Source organism: Maribacter sp. UH1 (assembly GCF_056839145.1).
Genome location: NZ_CM166387.1, coordinates 4619659 through 4643619, shown reverse-complemented (window position 1 = coordinate 4643619; position 23961 = coordinate 4619659). Strand labels below are relative to the sequence as shown.

The window sequence follows — 23961 nt, the reverse complement described above, 5'->3', positions numbered from 1 at the left end:
CCCAAGAATAGTATTGAAATTTACTTAAGTTCTCTTTTAATGAGCACATCTAAATACGTAACCGTGTTCAATAAGTATTTACGATCCTTTGTAATAGTAGCCATTGAAATTGCTCCTTGAATAATCGTAAATAATTGTTTTGAGAACTGTAGTGGAGAAACTGGTAGTTTAAACTCTCCGTTATTAATACCATTTTCGAAGACCAAGGCTATTTTGCCCTCAATTTCCTTAATAGTTTCTTTTGCTGCGGCGGCAAGTAGTTTGTTATTGTGTTGAGCGTCTATACCAACATTTAAAATAGGGCAACCACCCATTTTCATTGTAAAAATGTCATACTTTTTATAAAAGTCAAGAAGATTTTCAATTTTAGCCATGGCATTATCTTCAATTGATAAGTGCTCATCAATAGCATTAAGCAATAAACTTCTGTTGTATTCAAAAGCAGCTAAGGCAAGAGCCTCTTTATTTTCGAAGTTACCGTAAAGTGCACCCTTAGTTAAATTGGTGGCGTCGGTTAAATCGCTCATACTGGTGCCTACATACCCATGTTTGTTAAATACGGGTGCGACAGTCTCAATAATAAATGCGGTAGTTCTTTCGGCTTTGGTTGACATAATAGACTGTTTTATGTAAAGATAAATAATCTATACTGTATGGTATAAATTGTTCATAAAAAAAGCGCTCATATATTTCATATGAACGCTTTTCTAACAAATTTTTAAAATTTAGACTGTAATTTCCTCTTGATTCCTAAAAACTAGACCATTGTCAAAGGCGTCAAGTAATACAACGCTATCGGCTTTAATTTCTCCGCTTAGCAAAGCCTTGGACATATTGTTCAGAACCTCTTTTTGGATAGTCCTTTTTACAGGTCTTGCGCCAAATTGCGGGTCGTAACCTTTCTCTGCCAAATAATCTATAGCTTCTTCTGTAGCATCTAAAGTAATTTGTTGATGGTCTAACATTTTCTTTAAACTATCTAGTTGAAGTCTTACAATCTCTTTGATGTTGTCTTTTGTTAAAGGAGTAAACATGACAATGTCATCAATTCTATTTATAAACTCAGGTCTTACAGTTTTCTTTAATAGACCTAGTACTTCAACTCTAGCAGCTTCAGTTGCGCTATAAACGTCTACTGCATTTTCAAAGGTATCTTGAATGATATCACTACCCATATTACTGGTCATGATGATAATCGTATTTTTAAAATCTGCAACACGACCTTTATTATCTGTCAATCTACCTTCATCCAATACTTGTAATAAGATATTGAACGTATCTGGATGTGCTTTTTCTATTTCATCTAACAACACCACAGAATATGGTCTTCTACGAACCGCTTCAGTTAATTGTCCGCCTTCATCATAACCTACATATCCTGGAGGTGCACCAACAAGTCTGCTTACCGAATGTCTTTCTTGATATTCGCTCATGTCTATCCTTGTCATGGCATTCTCATCATCAAATAAATAAGATGCCAATGTTTTTGCCAACTCTGTTTTACCAACACCTGTTGTTCCTAGGAAAAGAAACGAACCAATAGGTTTTTTAGAGTCTTGCAAACCGGCTCTACTTCTTCGTATAGCATCAGAAACCGCTTCAATAGCTTCTTCTTGACCAACTACACGTTTATGGAGCACTTCTTCAAGCTTTAATAGTTTTTCGCGTTCGCTTTGCAACATTTTAGTAACTGGTATGCCTGTCCATTTTGCGACTACTTCAGCAATATCATCACTAGTAACCTCTTCTTTAATCAGGGTTCCTGCATGTTGCTGCTCGGCAAGATCATCTTGCAATTTAGTCAGGTTTTCCTGCGCTTCTTTAATTTTACCGTACCTGATTTCCGCTACTTTACCATAATCACCATTTCTTTCGGCACGTTCGGCTTCGGCTTTGAAATTCTCAATATCCAATTTTGTCTGCTGAATATTGTCAACAACCGATTTCTCACTCTCCCATTGGGCGAAAATTTCGTTTCGCTCCTCCTTAATATTGGCTAAATCTAGATTTAAGACCTTTAACTTCTGCTTGTCGTTTTCGCGTTTAATCGCTTCAATTTCAATTTCAATCTGCATAATCTTACGATCAAGAACATCTAGCTCTTCAGGTTTAGAATTAATTTCCATTCTAAGTTTAGAAGCCGCCTCGTCCATAAGATCAATAGCCTTATCCGGCAAAAATCTATTGGTAATATAACGTTGCGATAGTTCTACTGCAGAAATAACCGCCTCATCTTTGATGCGAACCTTATGGTGCGCTTCATATTTCTCTTTAATACCTCTAAGAATGGAGATGGCACTTTCAGTATCTGGCTGGTCTACGACAACTTTTTGAAACCTTCTTTCTAAGGCTTTATCTTTCTCAAAATACTTTTGGTATTCATCTAATGTCGTTGCACCTATTGATCTTAATTCACCTCTTGCAAGGGCTGGTTTAAGAATATTTGCAGCATCCATGGCTCCTTGACCGCCACCTGCGCCAACTAGGGTATGTATCTCGTCAATAAATAAGATAATATTACCATCTGCACTTACAACCTCTTTAATTACGGCTTTTAAACGTTCTTCAAATTCTCCTTTGTATTTGGCACCTGCAATTAAGGCGCCCATATCTAGGGAATAAATTACTTTATCCTTTAGATTTTCAGGAATATCGCCTTGAATTATTCTATGTGCTAAACCTTCTACTATAGCGGTTTTACCAACACCTGGCTCACCAACAAGAATAGGATTGTTTTTTGTACGTCTCGATAGAATCTGAAGGATTCTACGAATTTCCTCATCACGACCAATAACTGGGTCTAATTTTCCACTATCCGCAAGTTCATTTAAATTCTTTGCGTACTTTTTAAGCGAGTTGTAACTATCTTCGGCACTTTGAGAAGTAACTTTATCTCCGTTACGCAATTCGCTAATAGCAGCCATAAGATGCTTCTCTGTTGCTCCTTGATCTTTCAAAATTTGGGCTATTTTACTTTTAGATTTTAAAATAGCTAGAAAGAGGTGTTCTATAGAAACATATTCATCTTCCATATTTTTGGCGATGATACTTGCTTCGTTTAAAGTTTTACCTGCTTCTCTTGAAAATTGAATATCGCCACCTTCCACTTTAGGAAAGCTTGCTAACTCTTTTTCAATAATTTGTTGAACCAAAGAAAAGTTAATTCCCAGTTTTTTAATTAAAAAGGGCATCACGTTTTCTTCAACCTCGGTAAGGGCTTTAAATAAATGTTCGTTCTCAATTTGCTGATGCCCGTGATTTTGGGCAATCAGCTGGGCTTGTTGAATAGCCTCCTGTGATTTTATAGTAAAATTATTTATATTCATTTTCTTTCGGTTTTAGTTAATTGTAATACTTTTGATATGTAATAGTCAACAATCTTACCAATTGAATTTACAAGACAAAATGGCTGTAAATTAGAAAATTTTAATGACATTAAGTCAGTCGTATGTTGTTGAAATGACAATATTAAATTAAGAATTATATGGGAATATTTGGTAGTTTATTTGGTTCTAAAAGTGAAGATGAAGGTAGTTCTTCAGGAATTCCTTGGATTCCTCTAAATTCTGTGAATCAATTAAGTAATATTAAAGAAGCGTCTAAATCTAGACCCCAAGTTATATTTAAACACTCCACATCTTGCGGGATCAGCAGAATGGTGCTAAATATGTTTAAAAGTAGTTATGGTCTTGAAGATGGCCAAATGGATCTGTATTTTTTAGATTTGTTAGCGAATAGGGATGTTTCTAATGCGGTAGCGTCAGAATTTGGGGTAATGCATCAATCTCCTCAGCTTTTAATAGTTAAGAATGGGGTAGTGGTCATTCATGATTCGCATGGTGCAATATCAGATATTAAGCTAGAACAATATGTATAAAAAAAGCCCCGTATTTAAGGGGCTTTTTATTAGTTGAAACGTTGTGTATTCAATATGGTCTTAAGATTATTCTTTAAATCTTCTCCTGCATCATAGACCATTTGTTCGTTGCTGGGGAATGGCACCCTTGCAAGTTGTAAAAGAGATACTAGGTCATTATCTAGCGCTCTTTTATCTCCATCATAATTTGCATATATATGCTCAAATTCGAATTGACTTGATAATGGGTATTGATTTATCTTCTGTTGCTTTTTTAAATCTATAAAGCTTACCACTCCTGTTACTTGAGCGCTTTTAAATTGAGTAAATTGATAGAAATCACATCTAACGGTTTTAAACTTATCAACCTTTATACTGTTGCCAAGACTGTCTGATACCACATTGCCATTTTGATCCTCAACAAAGGTGTAACCATCTTTAATTTGTCTTTCCTTACTAATTTGTTTCTCTCTAATTTGTTCTGGAGAAATATTGATATCTTGAAAGGAAACCTCCATTTGGTAGTCATACAGTTGATTTTGTATTCTATTGGTATGGTATTCTGTCCAATTAGAATTTAATCCGTAAGTATTTAAATTTAAAAGTTCGTCCTCTAATCTTTTTGGTATAATCTGATCTGTATTATTGATCATATCCACAATTACATAATCTAGCCCTTTTTCATAAGCTTCGTTGATTTTAGCGACAACGTCTTTATAATTGGGATTGATTTTATTTAAATAATTAAGATCGTTATAAGATTTTCTAAATTCGGTTTTAAAATTTCCATCCTTCAATTGCACAGTAGCATTGGAGTAAAGGAATTCTGATAACTCAGCTTTAGCGTTAAGTATATCATCATCGTAATTTTCAAAAGTAAAATCAGCTTTTCTACCTTCATCTTCAATGTATAATGGTAGTAAAGGACGAATACGCTCTTGAATAGATTTTAACCTGCCATAGCTATTATAGATTTCCTCATAGTTTGCAGCATTGCTATCTTTTTTAAGAAATTTAATGTGTTGCAATTCCCTTTCGGTATTTTTTTTATACCCTTCTTCAAGAAGAACTATATATTGCTGATTACTTTTTTTGGTCTTATTTTCTGCAATATTCATTACCGCTTTATTGATTGCGGTTTCATAATTACCAGAATTAAGAGCTTCCTGTGTTTTTTTAACACCACTACATGCAAGTAGTAGTCCGATAAAACTAAATAGTAGAAATTTTTTCATATCTATTATTTTTTAGAATTTATAATAGCTATTCAACAGCCGTGCCATAAAAGGGTTTTAATTAAACGTAAAGGGATAAGGAATAGTATATTTTCGAGGACCTGCATAAAATCATAAAATTATAAGCATCTAAAAAGGATATAGTTATTAACTTATTTTGATAAAAAAGTTATGTGTTTATGTTCTTTTTTATATTTCATTAGGTGTGCTATTTGTATTTTTGTCACTTATTTAAAAGATAAAGTACCATGCAACGCGATACCACAATTTTTAATCTAATTGAAGAAGAGAAGCAACGTCAAATCAACGGAATTGAATTGATTGCCTCTGAAAATTTTACTAGTCCGCAAGTAATGGAGGCTCAAGGCTCTGTACTTACAAACAAGTATGCCGAAGGATATCCAGGAAAAAGATATTACGGTGGGTGTGAAGTAGTAGATAAAGTAGAGCAATTAGCAATAGATAGGGCTAAGGAACTTTTTGGTGCAGCATATGCCAATGTGCAACCACATTCAGGTTCTCAGGCAAATGCAGCTGTGTATCATGCATGTTTAAAGCCAGGAGATAAAATTTTAGGTTTTGATCTATCTCATGGTGGTCACCTAACACATGGTTCTCCTGTAAACTTTTCAGGTAGATTGTATACTCCGGTATTTTATGGTGTTGATAAAGAAACAGGAAGATTGGATTATGACAAAATTCAAGAAGTGGCTACAAAAGAGCAGCCAAAATTAATAATCGCCGGTGCATCTGCATATTCTAGAGATATGGATTTTGAGCGTTTTCGTAAGATTGCTGATAGTGTAAATGCTATACTTCTTGCAGATATCTCTCACCCAGCAGGATTGATTGCGAAGGGACTTTTAAATAATCCAATTCCTCATTGTCATATTGTAACTACAACTACTCATAAAACATTGAGGGGTCCTAGAGGAGGTTTAATATTAATGGGTACTGATTTTGAAAATCCATTTGGGATTAAGTTAAAAAATGGAAACTTAAGAAAAATGTCCGCTTTATTGGACTTGGCTGTTTTTCCAGGAAATCAAGGCGGTCCTTTAGAGCATGTTATTGCTGGTAAAGCAATTGCTTTTGGTGAGGCATTAACAGATTCATATGCTACATATATAGCTCAGGTAAAGAAAAACGCCGATGCAATGGCCAAATCTTTTGTAGCGCGAGGATATAATATCATTTCTGATGGTACTGATAATCATATGATGCTAATTGATCTTAGAAATAAAGATATTTCAGGAAAAGATGCCGAGAAAGCGTTGGTTTTAGCAGATATTACTGCGAATAAGAATATGGTTCCATTTGATGATAAATCGCCATTTGTAACTTCTGGTATTCGTTTTGGAACAGCAGCAATTACCACTAGAGGTTTATTGGAAAGTGATATGGAAAAAGTGGTAGATTTTATTGATCAGGTAATTTCAAATCCTGAAAATGAAACTATTATAAAAGAGGTAAGAGGTAAAGTAAATGCAATGATGAATACAAGACCAATTTTTAATGCTTAATTAAAAATTGAAAATAGATTTAGAGTTTTTATTCCGATAAAAACTCTAAATCTCCACTTACGTAAGTGTTTTTGTGTACATCATAAATAGATGCTTCGTCATCTTTGTCAAGATAGATACCCCAGAATTCTGAATATGATTTAGGAGCTGTATTTATTTGATCTTCGTTTGCATCTATATTATCAATTATATCTTCAAATATAGGAACGAAAATCTCATATGGTTTTTGATTGAGCCCTCTTGTTAAAAACACATAATTAAATGCAATTTGCTTTAAAATATCATTTAATTGAGAAGGTATACTTTTATCGTAGATACGTTTTATAACAATACTAGTGTCATTTAAAAAGAATGTAAGCTCTTCAATATCAATACTGTATTGGTTGTTTAGATTCAATATATCCAAAGCATGTTGTAATGGAGACTCTTCTGTACCGTTATTACCCCATCTTCCTGTATTAAAATGAGATAGAAGTTCTAACAAATCTAAATTACAGGATACTTCTAAAACTAAACTAATAGAATTTAATGTAATATGCTTGTTATTTAGTTTTACGTCAGAGAAATAATGAAAACCAATTGAGCTTAGAAATTCATCCAAACCAGCAATATCTTTGGTGTATTCTAATTTTGAATTCTTGATGAAGTTTTCGTAGTTAAAAGGCATAAAGGTGGAAATTTATAGCATTCTTTTATATAAAGATACTTTTCTAACTTCGCAATCTGACCTAGGAAAACCTTAGAATTTCGGAGGATATTATGATAAAATGAAAATTTTTTTAGTAATTTACTGGTAATCAAATAATTGAAAATAGCAGTTTTTAAAGGAAACCTCTAGTTTTTGCTTCGTTGATCAAAGCTAGGTCATTACCATTTTTAACATCAAACAGGGCTTTAAGTTGCCTTTTTCTTGCTTCAACTGTAGTGTTTGCTGAACCAATTAGTGGTGCTATATCTCTTGTGTGAATGCCTTGAGAAAGGTGATATAGAATTTTTTGATCTTGCTCATCAATGATAATATCCGTAGACATTCTTCGGCGTATAGCAGATAGGGCACTTGCAGTGTAATAAGGAGATTCGTTTACAATGGTTTCTACCATAGTTTTAAGAGACATTTCATCAATCTCAGATTTAACCATATATCCATCAGGATTTACAGTTTTAAAAATATTATTGATTCTGTAATTATCGCTGTAAGAAGACATAAATACAACCTTAGATTTAGGAACTTCTGCTCTTGCTATAATTCCTAAATCAATTCCCGTTCTGGGGTCTTTTGATTCTGGTGAGAATAATTGAATATCTAAAAGAATGATATCATATGGAACAGCGCGCTTAGAATTTTCAATTTTTATTTTGCCTTTTTCAAAACTGGTAGCAATTTCTACTTTGACATTAAAATCTGTAAAGTCAGAGTCTTCCAGGATATATTTATACCCTAGAGCTGTCATTTCGTGGTCATCTACCGCTAAAATTCGTACCGTGTTCATAGTTTACGATTCTATTGTAATTTACTAAACGTTTTATAATTAGGTATTATTATTACCTATTTTTTTAATATCAACTTTAATAGGGATGTTTAATGAAATAGTGGTGCCTTGTCCCTCGGTAGAATCTATATGAAAGGTACCATTTAGCTTATCCATTCTAGAAGTTATATTTCTTATGCCAATACCCTTTTTACCCTTATTAACGTTATAACCAATTCCGTTATCACTCATGATAACATTGAAATTATCATCATTTCTATAAAAAGTAACTTCAAAATAAGAGCATTTTGAGTGTTTAGTTGCATTTTGAAAAGTCTCTTGAATAATACGATATACGTTAATTTTAATATTACCGGCTAAACTATCCCAGTTTTCATCTTCATTAAAATGAAAATAGGTCTTTATTTCCTTGTTTTTGTTATTAGCAAGAAGGGTTTCTACAGAATCTGTAAAATTATTTATTTTTTGATACGCGCTATGACTCAACTCATGCGATATAGATCTAATCTCATTCTCAATTTCTTGTAACGACCCTAGGGCTTTAGATTTCTCTTGAATAGCTTCATCTGTAGCACGCTTGTTTAAACCGGTAAGAATCATGCGGGCACCCAGCATTTTACCTAGAACCCCATCATGTAATTCTTCTGAAATTCGTTTTTGCTCTAAGCGTTTAACTTCATCAACTTTTTGCTTTTGCATCAACATTAAATTAAATATTTCTTGGTTGTTTGCCTGCTGTTGCTGATCAAAGCGAAGTTTTTGATTTTTTGCCCGCTGGTTAATTATAATATAGATAGATAGACCAAGTAAAAAGAATCCGGTAGCTATTCCAATCCAAATTTGTTTTTGTTTTGACAGCGTTTCTTTTTCACTTTCAAGCTCTATATTTTCAGCAATAAATTCATCAGTTTCAAAACTTATGCGGGCAAATTTGTTCAATTGTTTACGTTCTGCTATTTGTAGACTATCGTTAAGTTTTGTGAATTTTTGGAAATAGTCAGAAGCATGTTGCTTGTCTAAAATCGCTAAATATTGCCATGTTTTTAAAAGCTGCTCATTTGAATTACCTGCAATTGATGATTCTTCTGCCAATTTAGCCTTGCTAATTGCCATTAATGTATCTCTGGCGTATGCCTTATATTCAGCGTAACTATGGTAGCTTGACGCCAAACTACCGGTATCATCTAATTTTTCTTTTATTTTAATAGCTTTGATTAGTAGACGGTCAACGTTTACAGTGTCTTTACTATATAATTTTGCAGTGGCAAGGTTACTTATTGCTTTGGCATATAGACCAGGGTTATTCGTATATAAGTTATTTGTACTTAAAACTTTCTCAAAATTTTCAATTGCTTGTGGATATTGTTTGTTGTTTCTATAGGTTACCCCTATGTTGTTTATAAGTTGGGCTTCGTTAATAATAGAATAAGAAGTCTTTTTTAGATAAAATAATGATTCTTTGTAATAAGAAAGTGATTTATCATATTCTTTCAAATCATTTAAAACGATACCTAAAATATTGTAACAATTAGATAGTTTAATGTCGTTCTTAATTAATTTAAAATGTTCAATAGCTTTTATGGTATTTGCTTCGCTGCCTATATAATCTTTGATTTTCATCTGAATGACCGCCATATTCAAATGCAATTGCCCAGCGCTATATTTATCTTCAGTAGTTTCAAAAATATCTAGTGCTTCTCCGTAATAAAAAAATGCACTATCCTTTATAATTCTATTATTTAAAAAAGCTCCTAAATCCCAGTAAGCGTTTGCTAAACCTATGGAATCTTTAATCCTGGTATTTACGGAAATGGCATTTTTATTTACTTTACGGTAAAGTAAGCTGTCGGTAATAAAATTTTGGGCAATCGATAGTTTAGAGAAATATATTGCTTTTAAGGAATCGTTGTTTGTATTTTCCGCTAGTTTAAAAGCTTTTAATTGTAGCGCTAATTTTTGTTCTTCAGTAGTTTCGGGATTATTACTTTCAGCTATCCAGATAGAGATACTATCTTTTGAGTTTTTGGTTTCTTGTACAGACTTAGCGGGTTCTTTTTTTGAACAACTAAAGCATAGTAGAAGAAGTAGTGTTATGAAAAAATGAGACCTGTTCAAAAAAATGATTTTAAGGGAATGAAAAAACCAAGGTATAAAAAAAGCCTTTAACGAGTTCGTTAAAGGCTTTTTTTATATTTTAAATTTTGTTTATGCAATTTTCTTTGGCGGATTTCTACTATCGTCTGTTGGATACGAACAATCGTCACATGCCAATGCATTTGAAATATCGTTTAGAAAATCGAATTCGTTAGCTGTGTTTTCAATGACTACTGTAGCCATACCTAATGCCATAACTGCAATTGCTAAAATACTTGTGACTTTTTTCATACTGTTTCTGTTTTTTAGGGGTTTTTGGTTTATGATATAGCCAAAGTAATACCGTTCGTTGATTAACGAAGGCAGAATTTTTAGTCTTAAGTAGATGACCTGATTCTGTTAGTAAACGAACCAATTGTGAGAGAATTCTTTAATTTAAAGAGGAAAAGGTTTTTTTAGAAAGAATATTCTTAAGATTGTTCATATTCTCTCTGTATGTTTTTGAAAAAGGAATATTCTCGTTTACCGCTTTAATGGCACAGATAGATTTTCCGAAATTGATGCGAGAAACATAACTTGTGTTTACAATATAACTTTGGTGAACACGCATAAAATTATCTGGCAAAGTATTTTCAAAAGTCTTTAACGTTTTATAGGCGTTGATAATTGTACCATCTTTCATAAAAAATTCGGTGGTATTGTTATCTGCCTTTAAGTAAAGAATATCGTTGGTATTTAAGTACTGAAAATCATTATATGATTTTAGGCATATTGTAGCGGGCGCCTTCTCTTTTGGCATTCTTTTTTGCAATTTCAATAAAGACTTGCGAATATCAAATTCATTAAAGGGTTGTAACCAGTAATCAAAGAAGCCATTTTTTATAGCATCGTAAGCATAGTTTTTTGTTGAGGCAATACCAATTAAAATAGGGAGCTCTTTAAGGTACTGGTGAATCTCTGTAACCATTAAAAAGATAGAAGCATAATCGTTGTTTAGATTAATGAAAACAATATCTGGAGCGTATTTTAGTATATCATTCAATCCGTCAGAAGGATTGCTAGTGGTGTTAATACACTCAAAATCTCCATACTCCTCCAAAAAAGCATGCAATTGCAAATTTGAAACAGCATCAGGGTCTATTATGGTGTACGTATAATTCAAGAAAAATAGAGTATACTACGAATTTAAACATAGGTAAGAAAAGGAAGACCTAGAATGTCCTTATAAAAACCAAGGATATGTTGATAAAATCAGTGTTCATGGGGTTTGTGAGCGAAAAATCTTGCAAAATAATGCTAGATTTACCTATAAATCCTTCTCTTTTGCTTGAAAAACACCAAGGTCAGGTTTTGGGATTCTTGCTGTTCCTACAATATCAAATGGAGTAGAATTGGCAATATTTAAATCCCCTTTATTAATTATTTCAGAGTCTAATCCAATTCTATAATCATTTTTGAACGGTTGAAAATAATCTAATTCTCCGCTAAGAATTACGTTGAGATAGTGCTCTTCGTTTTCAAAATCATAAAGTTCATCATCATTGGTTGTAGATTGATTCTCATTGAACTTTATAAAGCAATTTTGAAATTTGTAATTAAAGATATTTTGATTGTTCGCTTGAATAGAAATCTCATTGGAGCTACTACCGTCAATTATACAATTGTTGAAATTTGCTTGTAATAGGTCAAAATCGTTTTCGCTATTAGTGTTAGAAGTATTACTTATGGTAACACTAGGATTGAATCTGAAACCCTTGTTCCAATAATTTGCAATAGTAGCATGAGTAAAAGAATACCTACCACCGTTTTCTATTAAAAGAGATGAATTTCCAGATGATCCTAAAACTAGGTTAGAAGCGTCAATGTTTGCGCTTCTAGCCCAAAGATTGTATCTAGAGCTATTGACAATACGGCTGTTGGTGATGGTCAATGTTATTTCTGGTTCATTAGTTTGTCCTTCTACATATAAACCTAATTCGGCATTTTTTATAGTTAAGTGATTAATGGTGTTGCTTCCGCTACCTTCACTAATCCAGATGGTGCCCCATTGTCCTGAAATTTCATCAAATTCTGGCTCTAATCGATCTCCTTCAAATATGACTTCGTTTTCAAATAGTATATCGTCAGAACTTAATTCGCCGTTTATAGTAATAGTAGATTCCTCTTGTACTAATATACCCGAGTTTTCATGAAAGTGAACTCTTGTACCAGGGTCAATAACAAGTTCTTTACCTTTTGGTACAATAGCGTATCCATAGATAGCGTATGATTTTTCTCTATTAAAATTTAAGTGAGTGTCAGGTAATTCAAAACCTTCTATTTCTATAGGGTTACCTGTTTCATCATTATATAAAACTATAGTTTCAACATTGTTCTCATTAGCATCATTAGGATAAAGAAATATAGCATCTTTTACCAGTGTTACCAATTCAACGGTTTGCTGAAATGGTTCATTGTCAAAAAGAATGGCATCGGTGTAAAGTAATTCATTGAGGGAATTGTCAGTAATATCTATTGTAGTTTCTACAAATACAAAAAGGCTGTCTTCAGCGTAAATAGGAGTGTTTACAAATTCTTTGCCGGCAACACCATCAACATTTAGTCTGTAAAAGCTCTCGCTACCATTTCTAAGAGATATATTAGGTATTATAATGTCATCTTTAGTATCGTTATAAACTTTTAAAGTATACGTACTACTACCTATGTTTGAGAAAACAGTATCAAGGTAAACAGTGTCTCTAGAAAAAGAAAGGTGACCATTACTTTCAGCGTATTCAAAATCTTTTCTACATGAAGTACCCCAAAGAAGAGCAAATAGGGCAGAAAGTATAATCAAGATTCTAAGGCGCACAATAAAAGGTTTTACTTCATCTAAGTTAAAGGAAAATTTCTTTGATCTCCTCAGGAATTCGTAAAGGTCTATAGGATTTACTATCAAGGAGACACCATTCTGTACTTGATCTAACCAGTAATTTATTGGTTGTGCCATGTTTCATCTCTACAATTCTAACACATTTGGCGCCAGAACTTGATGCTATGTGTGTTGATATAATAATAGGATCATCCAATACTGCTGCACGTTTATATTCTATATGATGCGTTAGAACTACCCAAATGACATCTTGCTGCATTTTTGTAGTAGCAACTGTTTCCCAATGTTCTTTAGAGATGTCCTGTATCCACTGAACATAACGTACATTGTTCACATGATTTAAATCGTCTAGGTCGTCATGTGAAACAATGAGCTCTTTTTGAAATGCCATATTGCTATTTTTTCTCAATTCGCACTTCAAACATTTTGTCCCAAAACTTTCCGGTAACAAAAAAAGTTTTTCGATTAGCGTGATACGCTATTCCATTAAGCACGTAGTTGGTTTTATCCCAATTTTCGGTTTTGGTAATCATATCGCTCAATCCGCTGAAATTAATAACCCCTTCAATTGCACCTGTTTTACTGTCTATAATCATTACACTAGGTTTTTGATATACGTTAGCGTAAATTTTTCCATCCACATACTCCAGCTCGTTAGCAGAATTAAAAATAGAAGAATTGGTTACGGTTTCTATATATCCTTCTTCTGTCATGGTATCAGGATTTATAAACCAAATTTTCTCTGTACCATCACTTTTGAAAATTTTAGAGCCATCATTGGTTAATCCCCAGCCTTCGCGACTTTTTCCGTATTGAAAATTATCCAATTTTTCAAATGTGTTTAGGTCATAAATAAACCCTAATCCGCTTTGCCAAGTAAGTTGAAAGATTTTATCATTTAATATAGTGATGCCTTCTCCAAAATAAGTTTCGTCCAAATCTATTTGCTCAAATACCTTACCTGATTTAAAATCTAGTTTTCTTAAAATTGATTGCCCCTTTTTACCAGTTGATTCATATAAAGTGTCATTATGAAATTCTAAGCCTTGTGTATAAGATTTTGTATCGTGCGGGTATTCGTTAATAATAGTATACGTGTAAATTTCAGGAGCTTTATCTGAAAGTACTTTTAGGTTTTTGTTGATATCTACAGTTTCACCATCAAAAGTGATTTTTGCGGTCAACACTTTGTTTCCTAATGTTGGTAAATTAAATTTTATTTTATCATTATTAAGGGGAATAGGCATACCGTCAATGCTATATGCTACGCTTTCTATCTCTTTTTCCTTTTTATTTTTAATACTTATACCAATTTCTTGATTTAGTTGAACCTGGTTTACATTTTTCTCTAAACTAATCTCGAATAGGGAAGATGCTTTTTGATTGCCACTGCCACATGCAGTAAATAAGCTGGTAATAAGAACGATACAGAAATAATTAATAATTTTCATTAAGAAAATGGGTGTTTAAGTTGATGTAGTATTTGACTACAAGAAGGCTTTCTTGTTATTTCTAGGCAATTTAATTCATAAAAATAAGAAACTAAAGGATTGTCAAAGTTTTAAAAGATTGTATATTTGCACCCGGCAAGTCCTACACGACCAGCTCCTGTAGAATCCCCCAGGGTGGGAACGCAGCAAGGGTATACGGTCGTAGCGGTGCGATGTAGGTAGCTTGCCTTTTTTTGTGCCCTAAAGTGAAATATTTTATTTTTAGGTAACACATTCATAACCAATTCTATATAATGTTTAGCATCGCTTATTTTCTATAAAATGAAAACAAAAGTAGTACTAATTACAGGTGGGTCTTCAGGTATTGGCAAAGCAATAGGTATACATTTAAAGGAAAAAGGATATAAAGTCTACGGTACAACACGTAGCAAAAGTAAATATCCTTCATTTTCAGATTTTCCACTATTAGAGATGGATGTTAGAAATACAGATACCATTAAGAGTTGTATTGCATCATTACTTGAACTTGAAGATAGAATTGATGTATTGATCAATAATGCAGGGGTAGGTATAACTGGTCCTATGGAAGAAACACCACATGAGGAGGTACTAAAAGCATTTGCAACCAATTTCAACGGACCTTTAAATGTGATGAATACTGTTTTGCCTGTAATGCGTGAGCAGAAAGAAGGTCTTATCATTAATATTACATCTATTGCAGGTTATATGGGGTTACCGTTTAGAGGTATTTATTCAGCATCTAAGGGGGCTCTAGAGATTGTAACGGAAAGTTATAGAATGGAAACGAAATCCTTTGGAGTTCATCTTACTACACTTGCACCCGGTGATTTTGCAACTAATATTGCTTCTGGTAGATATCATACTCCGGTTTACGATGATTCTGCATATAGAAAGGCATATAAGAATACCTTAGAGGCTATTGATGCAGATGTTGATAGTGGAGGTGACCCTGCAGATGTTGCAAAAAAAATCGCAAAAATAATACAGACTAAAAACCCGAAGCCTCATTATAAGGTGGGTTCATTTATTCAAAAATTTTCCTTGACGCTTAAAAATCTACTACCTGGTCGTTGGTTCGAGAAGTTACTTGAAGGTCATAGCTCTCATTAAATTTTATCTGAAAATAATAAAGCTAAATTTTTAGTTTTTATATATGTTAGAAAAACCGTCTACTATTACAGAGTTGTCTGTAATGATAGCCTTGTTCATAGGATATAAAACTAATTTTTCTGTTAGTTCTTTAAAGTCATTACTATGGTACTGTAATGAAGGATCTACACCAATTGAAGCTATAATCTTTTTCCACTGTGCATAATCCGTTTTAATATTAATGCCAATAAGTTGATGGTCGGGCTTTTTCTCCTTAAGTATAGCTATTCTCTTAAAGATGTTTTTGTATTGTCTACTATTGGTTCCTGACCAGAAATAAAATAAAACTTTTTTATTGGCTGCAATCTCTGTTAATGTTTTGCTTTCATTTTCATAACTGACAACATCTAAATCAGGAATCGTCTTTGTGGGTTGAAGATTTGCAATACCCTCGTACAGGTTTTCAATTTCTTCTAGATGCATGTTGTTTTTGGAAACTTTCTTAAATTCCTTCAAGAAAATTTCAGTGTTTTCAGGAGCATCTTTTCTCTTTAATAAATAATCAAAAGCAACATTTCTAAAAAGATTATCTCTTAATTCTTTTTCTACTACAAGGCTGTCTATTAGATGTAGTTTGTGCTTTTTATAATGCAATTGCCTGCTTTCGTTCTTAAAATCATTTTCGCAATCGTTTAAACAGCTCATGTAAGCCAAATTTCCTAAATGGGCTTTCATAAAATCATAATAAGGTCTAAGGTAGGTAAGTGTATGGTCACCGTAGTTTACTTGATTTCTATATGCATAAAAATCTTTAGGTAATTCGTGAAGATTTTCTTCAGCAGTTTTGCTTTTATGTCTAAAGGGATAAATTTCTTTGTATCTATTGTAGGTGTAATCTATACTGCCGTTCAGTAGTTCCATTGCTTCGTTAGATAGAAGACTTTCAGAATTTAACTCGGCTAATTTATTGACCTTATCTTGTTTTAAGGATGTTATTTTATCTAAAAACTCTACCGGTTCCATTTTGTAATATTCTGAGTACATATCAGAATCTTCTTCTTCAGTAGCTAAAAAGAGTTCTAATAAAAAATTATTGGTTTCTTCATTACTGCCAGAGAAAACCAAAGACTCATCAAAATAAATGGTATTTAATCGTACCATTAAACTATCGCCCTTTTCTAAATAAACATATTGATGTTCTGGGGCTAGGTTAAAATGATACAGCCCATTTTCAATTGAAGTTAACTTAAACTTAAATCGGTTTTTATCATCAAGTTTTGCGGAGTCAACTTTTATTCCTCCCTTTAATAAAATCACTTGATCACTCGTAGGATTCACGATTTCACCGGCAAAAAGTACGGTTTCAGAATCCTTTTTAGTGGAGGAACAACCCAATAATAAGGCTACAAATGTAGAGAGTAAAATTCTAGTCATATAGTATATGGGACTGGTGTTAGCCAAAAATAATAAACCTAATCACCAGATGTTGTTAATAGCTAGTTAAATGTTGTGGTGCGCTAACTTAAGAATCTTTTATGGAATTTGATACTAAACTAGGTAGTTCAAGCCTATAAATTCTGTATTTTTGCACGGATTTTTAAAATTTTGTTTCTATGTTATCTGTTTCTAATCTTTCTGTCCAATTTGGTAAACGAGTATTGTTCGATGAAGTAAACGTTGCCTTTACCCAAGGTAACTGTTATGGTATTATTGGTGCTAACGGTGCCGGTAAATCTACTTTTTTGAAAATACTAGCTGGGCAAATGGACCCAACTTCTGGTCATGTGCATTTAGAGCCAGGTAAGAGAATGTCCATATTAGAACAGAATCATAACTCTGCTGATGATTTTACGGTATTAGAAGCTGTTGTTATGGGTAACAAACCGCTTTATGAAATCAAAAAAGAGATAGATGCCCTTTATGCTGATTACGATGATAAAAATGCAGATAGAATAGGGGAGTTGCAGGTGAAATTTGAAGAAATGAACGGGTGGAACGCAGATAGTAACGCAGCTGCATTATTGTCAAACTTAGGTATAAATGCAGATTTGCATTTCACCTTAATGTCCGAGTTGGATTCTAAATTAAAAGTACGTGTGCTTTTGGCACAGGCATTATTTGGAAATCCTGATGTGTTGATTATGGATGAGCCTACCAACGACTTGGATTATGAAACAATTAGTTGGTTAGAAAATTTCTTGGCAGATTATGAAAATACGGTAATAGTAGTAAGTCATGACCGTCACTTCTTAGATACGGTTTGTACTGATATTGGCGATATAGATTTCGGAAAATTGAATTTATATTCAGGTAACTATACGTTTTGGTATGAGAGTAGCCAATTAGCTGCTCGTCAACGTGCGCAACAAAACAAGAAGGCGGAAGAAAAAGCAAAGGAACTACAAGAATTTATTGCTCGTTTTAGTGCAAACGTTGCAAAAAGTAAGCAAGCAACTTCTCGTAAAAAGATGTTGTCTAAGTTAAAGGTAGATGATATTAAACCTTCTAGCCGTAGATATCCTGCAATTATATTTGATAGAGAGCGAGAAGCCGGTGATCAAATATTGAATGTAGAAGGACTTTCCGCTTCAACTGATGAAGGAGATATATTATTCGACAATGTAAACATCAACTTGGCAAAAGGAGATAAAATTGCCATTATTTCAAGAGATTCTAGAGCAACATCAGCGTTCTATGATATAATAAACGGAAATAAAAAAGCAGATAAAGGTACTTTTCAGTGGGGTATTACTACCACACAATCTTATCTGCCAGCAGATAATTCAGACTTTTTTACAAGTAACATCAATTTAGTGGATTGGTTGCGCCAATACGCCAAAACCGAGGAAGAACGTGAAGAAGTTTACATACGTGGTTTCTTAGGTAAAATGCTATTTAGTGGAGAGGAAGCCTTAAAAAAATGTACGGTTCTTTCTGGAGGAGAGAAAGTACGTTGTATGTTGAGTAGAATGATGTTAATGCGTGCAAATGTATTAATGTTAGATGAGCCAACAAATCACTTAGATTTAGAAAGTATTACGGCATTCAATAACTCTCTTAAGAACTTTAAGGGAACTGTTATGTTAACAACACATGATCATGAGTTTGCACAAACAGTTGCAAATAGAATCATAGAATTAACTCCTAAAGGCAACATTGATAGGTATTCAACGTTTGATGAATATATGTCTGACAAGGCATTAAAAGATCAGCGTAACAAAATGTACGCTGAATAAGCATAGAATAGATTAACCCAAATCGATGTTTTATGAAAACCTACAAATATGTGGCCTGCTTTGTGCTGGCCTTTAATTTCTTTGCATGCGAAAAATCTTCTGAACAAGTTGATGAAGAAGAAGTAGCTACAAGTGTACAAGTTGATTACACTGTTTTTCTTCAAAATAACAATCTATTAAATGGGGTTGTTGTGGGATCTGGTAATGAAGAATTTGCAGTAAAAAGTACCTTAAGTTCATTTACTGATATTCCTTCTAACGCTATAACTTATAAAACAGCAACAGATATAAGTTATTACGCTACCACCAATTGCCAAGCAATGTTACAGTGGTATAATGCTGATACTTCAACCTCTGAATCGGTTTCACTTTTTGAAGATATAAATGCATGTGATATAAATGTGCTTTCAATGGCTCATTCAAATGACTTGTTGGCAGTAGCTTACCAGAGAGAGTTGCTTGGTAAGGATAAGCAATTTGTTGTTCGTATAAATTCACTTATTGGTTCGGTTAATGATCCAACAGAAATTTCTTTGGACAAGAAGCCTGTTGATGTAGTTATTTCGACTGACAGATTATTTGTATTAACAATAAACGAATTCATAACAGATGAATTTCATTTATCTGCAATAGATCTGAATACCAATGAAGTTTTAATGGAATTGGATTTGGGATTAGATGCACAACGTTTATTTACCAATAGCAGTGGTGATATTATTATCAGCTATCCTGAATTACACACTATTTTAGACCCTGTTACTTTAGATAAATCGTACACTACTTATGGTGAAAATACGGAACCGGGTTTTATAACAACTACAGATTTTTATATTGATAATAGCGGTAAGTTTTATTTTCAAAAAAACGTGCCAAGTGCAGAGATAGAAGAGGTGCCGGCAATTTACGACTTTGAAAAGAATAGTACCGTTGTATACCTATTTGAAAATTTCTTGACAGAGACTGAGTTAAATATGAAATATAGTGTAGCAAATACATCTGCAATTGCGTACGATGAAAAGAATAATTATGTTCTAATAGGCTATGAGAAAAATGGTCAAACAGACAAAGGAGGTATTCTAAGAATTACTCCTGCTCCTGATTTTAAATTAATTGATAATATTGATTTAGACGGAGTGCCTAGAACCATTTTTGTAGAATAGATTTAGCTATTAAAATATTTACTGTTCCAAATAGCCGGGTTAAAGTTCTTGCCCATTGCAAACCCGTAAAATATTACTACTGAGGCCATACACTTAAACATGAAAAAGAACAATATCCAAAATTGAGCATTAGTGCTTGATTTTGAAAAGAGTCCGTCTGGTATTAGTAATGTTGTAGCAAAACTCAACAAAAATACTATAAAGGCTAAATTGACTATATTTTTAAATGGCCACATCAATAACTTGCGTAACGGGTGCAGGTCATTGCCCCATTGATGTACTAAGTAGTGATATCCATTGCCTATTGGAGCAAATAATAATGGATCATCTTTATCTTCTAGTTTAAAAAGTTTAGACGGAGCAATTATTTTAAATGCTTTTATTTCTAATTCATGTTCTTTCTCTAGCGTTTTAATTTTTGATAACGCTTCTGTAGGAATTTGTCCTTTAAAATATTTTGTATCTAAAAATCGTAATCTATAATCGATGCAAATTTGTTTGATTTCGTCAATGTGATAAATCTTTCCACTATCCAATAAGTCAATATTGAAATTATTAAATGGGATACCTTTGCTTGTTGAAATATTATCTTCAATTCTCTCTAGTTCATTATCAAGATTAGAAAGAATGTCATAGACTTCTTTCATTCTTGTCTCATCAGATAAAATCTGCTTATTTCTAACTTTAGATAGCTTTTGTTCAATATTCGTTTTAGGTAAAAACATATTCTTTTTTTAGCAATACACTCAAAGTTAATCAATTAGTGATTTTATCAAAATCTTGTTTAACTTAATTAAAAGTTAATAAAATGTTAAAATCGTACTATCGCTTATTTTAGACTAGGTGTCAAAGACATCTAATTGTATATTGACGAAGAAATCGAGCCGTTTATCGATTTTTAGAACATTTGCCCCTTAATAACCACCTATTATGAAAAAATGGACATCCCTCGTGTCCCTGTGTATCCTATTTTTTGGGATTCAGACCTATGCACAGGACAATGCAATTGAATTTAAATTCGAGAATCTTATCTCTACTATTAAGACGGAAAAATCCATTTTAGAACGAACAGAGTCTTTTGCTAATCATTCTTCTTTATTAAATGCGCTGAGAGCCACAAATTTAGATAAGGTATTAGATTATACTGGAGAATTTACAATTTTTGCACCTTCAAATATGGCATTTGACAAGTTGTCTAAAGCTACTATCGATAAATTATATGATCCTGAAAATAGAAAGGCATTAAAAGATATGCTTTCCTATCATATTATTGCAGATAAATTATCGGCATCTAAAATTTTAAAAGCAATGTGCAGAGGCAATGGTAGTGCAAAGTTTACTACTATTCAAGGGGACAAGATTACCGCAACCATGAAGGGTATAGACATTGTACTTACAGATACGTTTGGGAACACTGCAACAATTACCACTGCAGATTCTAATCAATCTAACGGCATCATTCATGAAGTTGACACCGTTTTTGTTCCAGAAAAAATGCTTTAATTAACGAAGTGTAGCTCCTAAATTACGCTCGTAGGTATTCTGTAACTTCGACATAATTTTTTCTATCTGTTTTTCCGTTAAAGTACTTTTGTCATCCTGTAAAGTAAAGCTTACTGCATAAGATTTCTTACCTTCTGGTAAATTTTCACCTTCATAGACATCAAAAAGTGTCATGTCTTTTAAAAACTTACGTTCTGCGCCAAATGCTAGATCATGAAGTTCTTTGTAAGTAGCTTTGTTGTCTAGTAATAATGCAAAATCCCTCTTTACTTCTGGGTGTTTTGGAATTTCTTTATAAGCTACAGGCGATGTTTCTATTTGTTTTAGAACAGCACCCCAATCAAAATCTGCAAACAACACATCTTGTTTGATATCAAATTGTTTTAGAGTTGATTTTTTTATGAGACCAAAAGAAACCAATTCTTTCTTTTTATGCGTAAATGATAATCCTTCAGAAAATAAAGTTGAAGTAGTCGGTGTACTTTTTAAATCGGTTAATCCCAGTCTATAAAGTACGGTTTCTACAATAGATTTAAGTTCAAAAAAGTTTGTGGCAACCGCTTTATTCGTCCAGCTATCTGGTACTGAATCTCCGCTTATTAATATGCTTAAATATTTTGGTTCAATTCTTTTGTCCCCTTTGGCATAGTAAGTTTTACCAAATTCAAATAATTTAAGATTAGGTCGTCTACGGTTAATATTATAGCTGGCCGCTTCTAATGCAGAGAATAATGAAGTTCTCCTTAATATTGATAAATCACCACTTAATGGGTTGATGATTTCTATGGATTTACGTTCCTCATCCTCGTCTGCCAATAAAGAAGTATAATCCGGGTTTGTTAAGCTATTGGTCAAGATTTCGTAAAAACCTTTTGCGGCTAATGCATTACCAATTGTGTTTTGAATGGTATGATCAGCAGCTGCTTCCGTAGTTGCAATAGATGCATTTAATTTTTGGCTAAAAGCTACATTGTTGTATCCGTAAACTCTTAAGATCTCTTCAATAACATCTACTTGTCGCTGAACATCTACACGGTAAGAAGGTACTTCAAGACCCATACCTGCTTCAGTTACATTTTTGACCTTAATGTCTAAAGATGCTAATATTGATTTAATAGTGTCTTTCTGAATTTCTTGTCCAATCAGCTTATTGATTTTTTCAAAAGCCAAGAACACTTCAAAATTTAGGTGTTTTTTAGGATAAAGGTCGTAAACGTCAGACGTTATTTCTCCACCAGCAATTTCTTTAATTAAAAGAGCGGCACGTTTAAGACTGTATTCTACATTTTCAATATCAATACCACGTTCAAATCTAAAAGATGCATCTGTATTTAGTGCATGTCTTTTTGCTGATTTTCTTATGGACACAGGATTGAAATAAGCACTTTCTAAAAATATTGAAGTAGTCTCTTCTGTAACTCCAGACCCTAATCCTCCAAATACACCGGCCAAACACAATGGTTTTTCGCTATCGCATATCATCAGGTCATCTTCATGTAAAGTTCTTTCAACTCCGTCAAGTGTCGTGAATTTGGTACCCTTCTCTAATGTTTTGACGACTATTTTGTTTCCTTTAATTTTTGCAGCATCAAAAGCATGTAATGGCTGCCCAAGTTCATGTAAAACGTAGTTGGTGGCATCTACTACATTGTTTTTGGGTGTAAGACCTATGGCTTTAAGTCTGTTTTGCAACCAAGTAGGAGACGGTTGAACAATAAGATTACTTAAGGTAACTCCACAATAACGCGGGGCTAACTCAGTTTTTATTACGTCTATATCAATTTTTAATGATCTATCGTTTATATTGAAATGACTTGTAGAAGGAGTAATTAGTTCCTTTGTGATTTCCTTTTGCTTAAGTCCTGCTTTCAAATCTCTTGCTACGCCAAAATGACTCATAGCATCTGCTCTGTTTGGGGTTAGGCCAATTTCAAAAACCTCGTCCTCTTCAATGTCAAAAACTTCTGAACATGGTGTTCCCGCCTTTAGGCTTTTGTCAAGCACCATGATACCATCATGACTAGTGCCAAGACCCAACTCGTCTTCTGCGCAAATCATTCCAAAGCTTTCCTCTCCTCTAATTTTGCCTTTTTTAATGGTCCAAGCTTCACCTTCAGCAGTGTATAATGTCGTGCCAATTGTAGCAACCGGTACTTTCTGACCTGCAGCAACATTCTTGGCGCCACAAACTATTTGTACAGGTGCCTCTAGACCTATATCTACCATTGTAACATTCAACTTATCCGCATTGGTGTGTTTTTCACAACTTAAGACATGACCAACAACGATACCTTTTAATCCGCCTTTTACAGATTCAAATTTTTCCACTCCTTCAACTTCCAAGCCTAAATCGGTTAAAAGTTCTCCGGTTTTCTGTGATTCCCAATCTATTTGTATGAACTGTTTAAGCCAGTTATATGATATTTTCATT

20 protein-coding genes and 1 other RNA gene are annotated in these 23961 nt (G+C 33.3%); 7 read left to right on the top strand and 14 right to left on the bottom strand.

What is annotated here, in order from left to right; all coding sequences use genetic code 11:
- Window positions 1–20 precede the first annotated feature (20 nt).
- A complete protein-coding gene (locus tag UH1x_RS20270; protein WP_482623996.1) occupies window positions 21–614 on the bottom strand; it encodes a TetR/AcrR family transcriptional regulator in 594 nt (197 codons plus the stop codon).
- A 111-nt stretch (window positions 615–725) separates the two neighbouring features.
- Window positions 726–3326, bottom strand: a complete 2601-nt coding sequence (clpB, locus tag UH1x_RS20265) for an ATP-dependent chaperone ClpB (protein ID WP_405414373.1) — start codon at window positions 3324–3326, stop codon at window positions 726–728.
- 158 nt (window positions 3327–3484) lie between these two features.
- On the opposite strand from clpB, the gene ytxJ reads away from it, so the two are divergent.
- The gene (gene ytxJ, locus UH1x_RS20260; protein ID WP_482623994.1) at window positions 3485–3877 is read left to right on the top strand and encodes a bacillithiol system redox-active protein YtxJ; all 393 of its coding nucleotides are present in this window, start codon (window positions 3485–3487) and stop codon (window positions 3875–3877) included.
- 29 nt (window positions 3878–3906) lie between these two features.
- On the opposite strand, the gene UH1x_RS20255 is transcribed toward ytxJ, so the two are convergent.
- Window positions 3907–5091 (bottom strand): hypothetical protein, encoded by a 1185-nt coding sequence (locus tag UH1x_RS20255; protein WP_482623992.1) that lies wholly within the window; start codon window positions 5089–5091, stop codon window positions 3907–3909.
- A 248-nt stretch (window positions 5092–5339) separates the two neighbouring features.
- On the opposite strand from UH1x_RS20255, the gene glyA reads away from it, so the two are divergent.
- On the top strand, window positions 5340–6614 hold the full coding sequence (gene glyA / locus UH1x_RS20250) for a serine hydroxymethyltransferase (RefSeq protein WP_482623990.1): 1275 nt from the start codon (window positions 5340–5342) through the stop codon (window positions 6612–6614).
- A 28-nt stretch (window positions 6615–6642) separates the two neighbouring features.
- Here glyA and UH1x_RS20245 read toward each other — a convergent pair whose 3' ends face one another.
- The 8 genes from UH1x_RS20245 to UH1x_RS20210 all read right to left on the bottom strand — a co-directional run bounded on the left by UH1x_RS20245 (window position 6643) and on the right by UH1x_RS20210 (window position 14521).
- Window positions 6643–7281, bottom strand: a complete 639-nt coding sequence (locus UH1x_RS20245) for a hypothetical protein (RefSeq protein ID WP_482623988.1) — start codon at window positions 7279–7281, stop codon at window positions 6643–6645.
- Between the two features lie 154 nt (window positions 7282–7435).
- A complete protein-coding gene (locus tag UH1x_RS20240; RefSeq protein WP_482623986.1) occupies window positions 7436–8104 on the bottom strand; it encodes a response regulator in 669 nt (222 codons plus the stop codon).
- Window positions 8105–8143: 39 nt separating this feature from the next.
- The gene (locus tag UH1x_RS20235) at window positions 8144–10219 is read right to left on the bottom strand and encodes a tetratricopeptide repeat-containing sensor histidine kinase (RefSeq protein WP_482623984.1); all 2076 of its coding nucleotides are present in this window, start codon (window positions 10217–10219) and stop codon (window positions 8144–8146) included.
- Window positions 10220–10309: 90 nt separating this feature from the next.
- Entirely contained in the window at window positions 10310–10489 is a 180-nt protein-coding gene (locus UH1x_RS20230) for a hypothetical protein (protein ID WP_482623983.1), read from the bottom strand.
- Window positions 10490–10628: 139 nt separating this feature from the next.
- On the bottom strand, window positions 10629–11360 hold the full coding sequence (locus tag UH1x_RS20225) for a LytR/AlgR family response regulator transcription factor (RefSeq protein ID WP_482623981.1): 732 nt from the start codon (window positions 11358–11360) through the stop codon (window positions 10629–10631).
- A gap of 144 nt (window positions 11361–11504) precedes the next feature.
- Window positions 11505–13049, bottom strand: coding sequence for a hypothetical protein (locus UH1x_RS20220; protein WP_482623979.1), 1545 nt, complete (start codon window positions 13047–13049; stop codon window positions 11505–11507).
- 25 nt (window positions 13050–13074) lie between these two features.
- A complete protein-coding gene (locus UH1x_RS20215; RefSeq protein WP_482623977.1) occupies window positions 13075–13461 on the bottom strand; it encodes an acyl-CoA thioesterase in 387 nt (128 codons plus the stop codon).
- 4 nt (window positions 13462–13465) lie between these two features.
- Entirely contained in the window at window positions 13466–14521 is a 1056-nt protein-coding gene (locus tag UH1x_RS20210) for a glutaminyl-peptide cyclotransferase (RefSeq protein ID WP_482623975.1), read from the bottom strand.
- A gap of 133 nt (window positions 14522–14654) precedes the next feature.
- Here UH1x_RS20210 and ffs point away from each other — a divergent pair.
- Both ffs and UH1x_RS20200 read left to right on the top strand, forming a co-directional pair.
- An RNA gene (gene ffs, locus UH1x_RS20205) (signal recognition particle sRNA small type) lies at window positions 14655–14753 on the top strand.
- A gap of 89 nt (window positions 14754–14842) precedes the next feature.
- Window positions 14843–15652: an SDR family oxidoreductase gene (locus UH1x_RS20200; RefSeq protein ID WP_482623973.1), complete on the top strand. Its 810-nt coding sequence runs from the start codon at window positions 14843–14845 to the stop codon at window positions 15650–15652.
- Window positions 15653–15682: 30 nt separating this feature from the next.
- Here the strand turns inward: UH1x_RS20200 and UH1x_RS20195 are convergent, their stop codons facing one another.
- Window positions 15683–17065 carry a transaldolase gene (locus UH1x_RS20195; RefSeq protein WP_482623971.1) on the bottom strand — a complete coding sequence of 461 codons (1383 nt, stop codon included), beginning with the start codon at window positions 17063–17065 and terminating at the stop codon, window positions 15683–15685.
- 179 nt (window positions 17066–17244) lie between these two features.
- Here UH1x_RS20195 and UH1x_RS20190 point away from each other — a divergent pair, with 179 nt between their 5' ends.
- Both UH1x_RS20190 and UH1x_RS20185 read left to right on the top strand, forming a co-directional pair.
- Complete coding sequence (locus tag UH1x_RS20190; RefSeq protein WP_482623969.1) at window positions 17245–18867, top strand: ABC-F family ATP-binding cassette domain-containing protein; 1623 nt, start codon at window positions 17245–17247, stop codon at window positions 18865–18867.
- Between the two features lie 32 nt (window positions 18868–18899).
- Entirely contained in the window at window positions 18900–20027 is a 1128-nt protein-coding gene (locus UH1x_RS20185) for a hypothetical protein (RefSeq protein ID WP_482623968.1), read from the top strand.
- Window positions 20028–20029: 2 nt separating this feature from the next.
- Here UH1x_RS20185 and UH1x_RS20180 read toward each other — a convergent pair whose 3' ends face one another.
- Window positions 20030–20752, bottom strand: coding sequence for a hypothetical protein (locus UH1x_RS20180; RefSeq protein WP_482623966.1), 723 nt, complete (start codon window positions 20750–20752; stop codon window positions 20030–20032).
- Between the two features lie 205 nt (window positions 20753–20957).
- On the opposite strand from UH1x_RS20180, the gene UH1x_RS20175 reads away from it, so the two are divergent.
- Window positions 20958–21530, top strand: a complete 573-nt coding sequence (locus UH1x_RS20175; RefSeq protein WP_482623964.1) for a fasciclin domain-containing protein — start codon at window positions 20958–20960, stop codon at window positions 21528–21530.
- Here the strand turns inward: UH1x_RS20175 and pheT are convergent, their stop codons facing one another.
- Window positions 21531–23960 (bottom strand): phenylalanine--tRNA ligase subunit beta, encoded by a 2430-nt coding sequence (gene pheT, locus UH1x_RS20170; protein WP_482623963.1) that lies wholly within the window; start codon window positions 23958–23960, stop codon window positions 21531–21533. It abuts the gene before it with no gap.
- Between the last annotated feature and the right edge of the window lies 1 nt (window position 23961).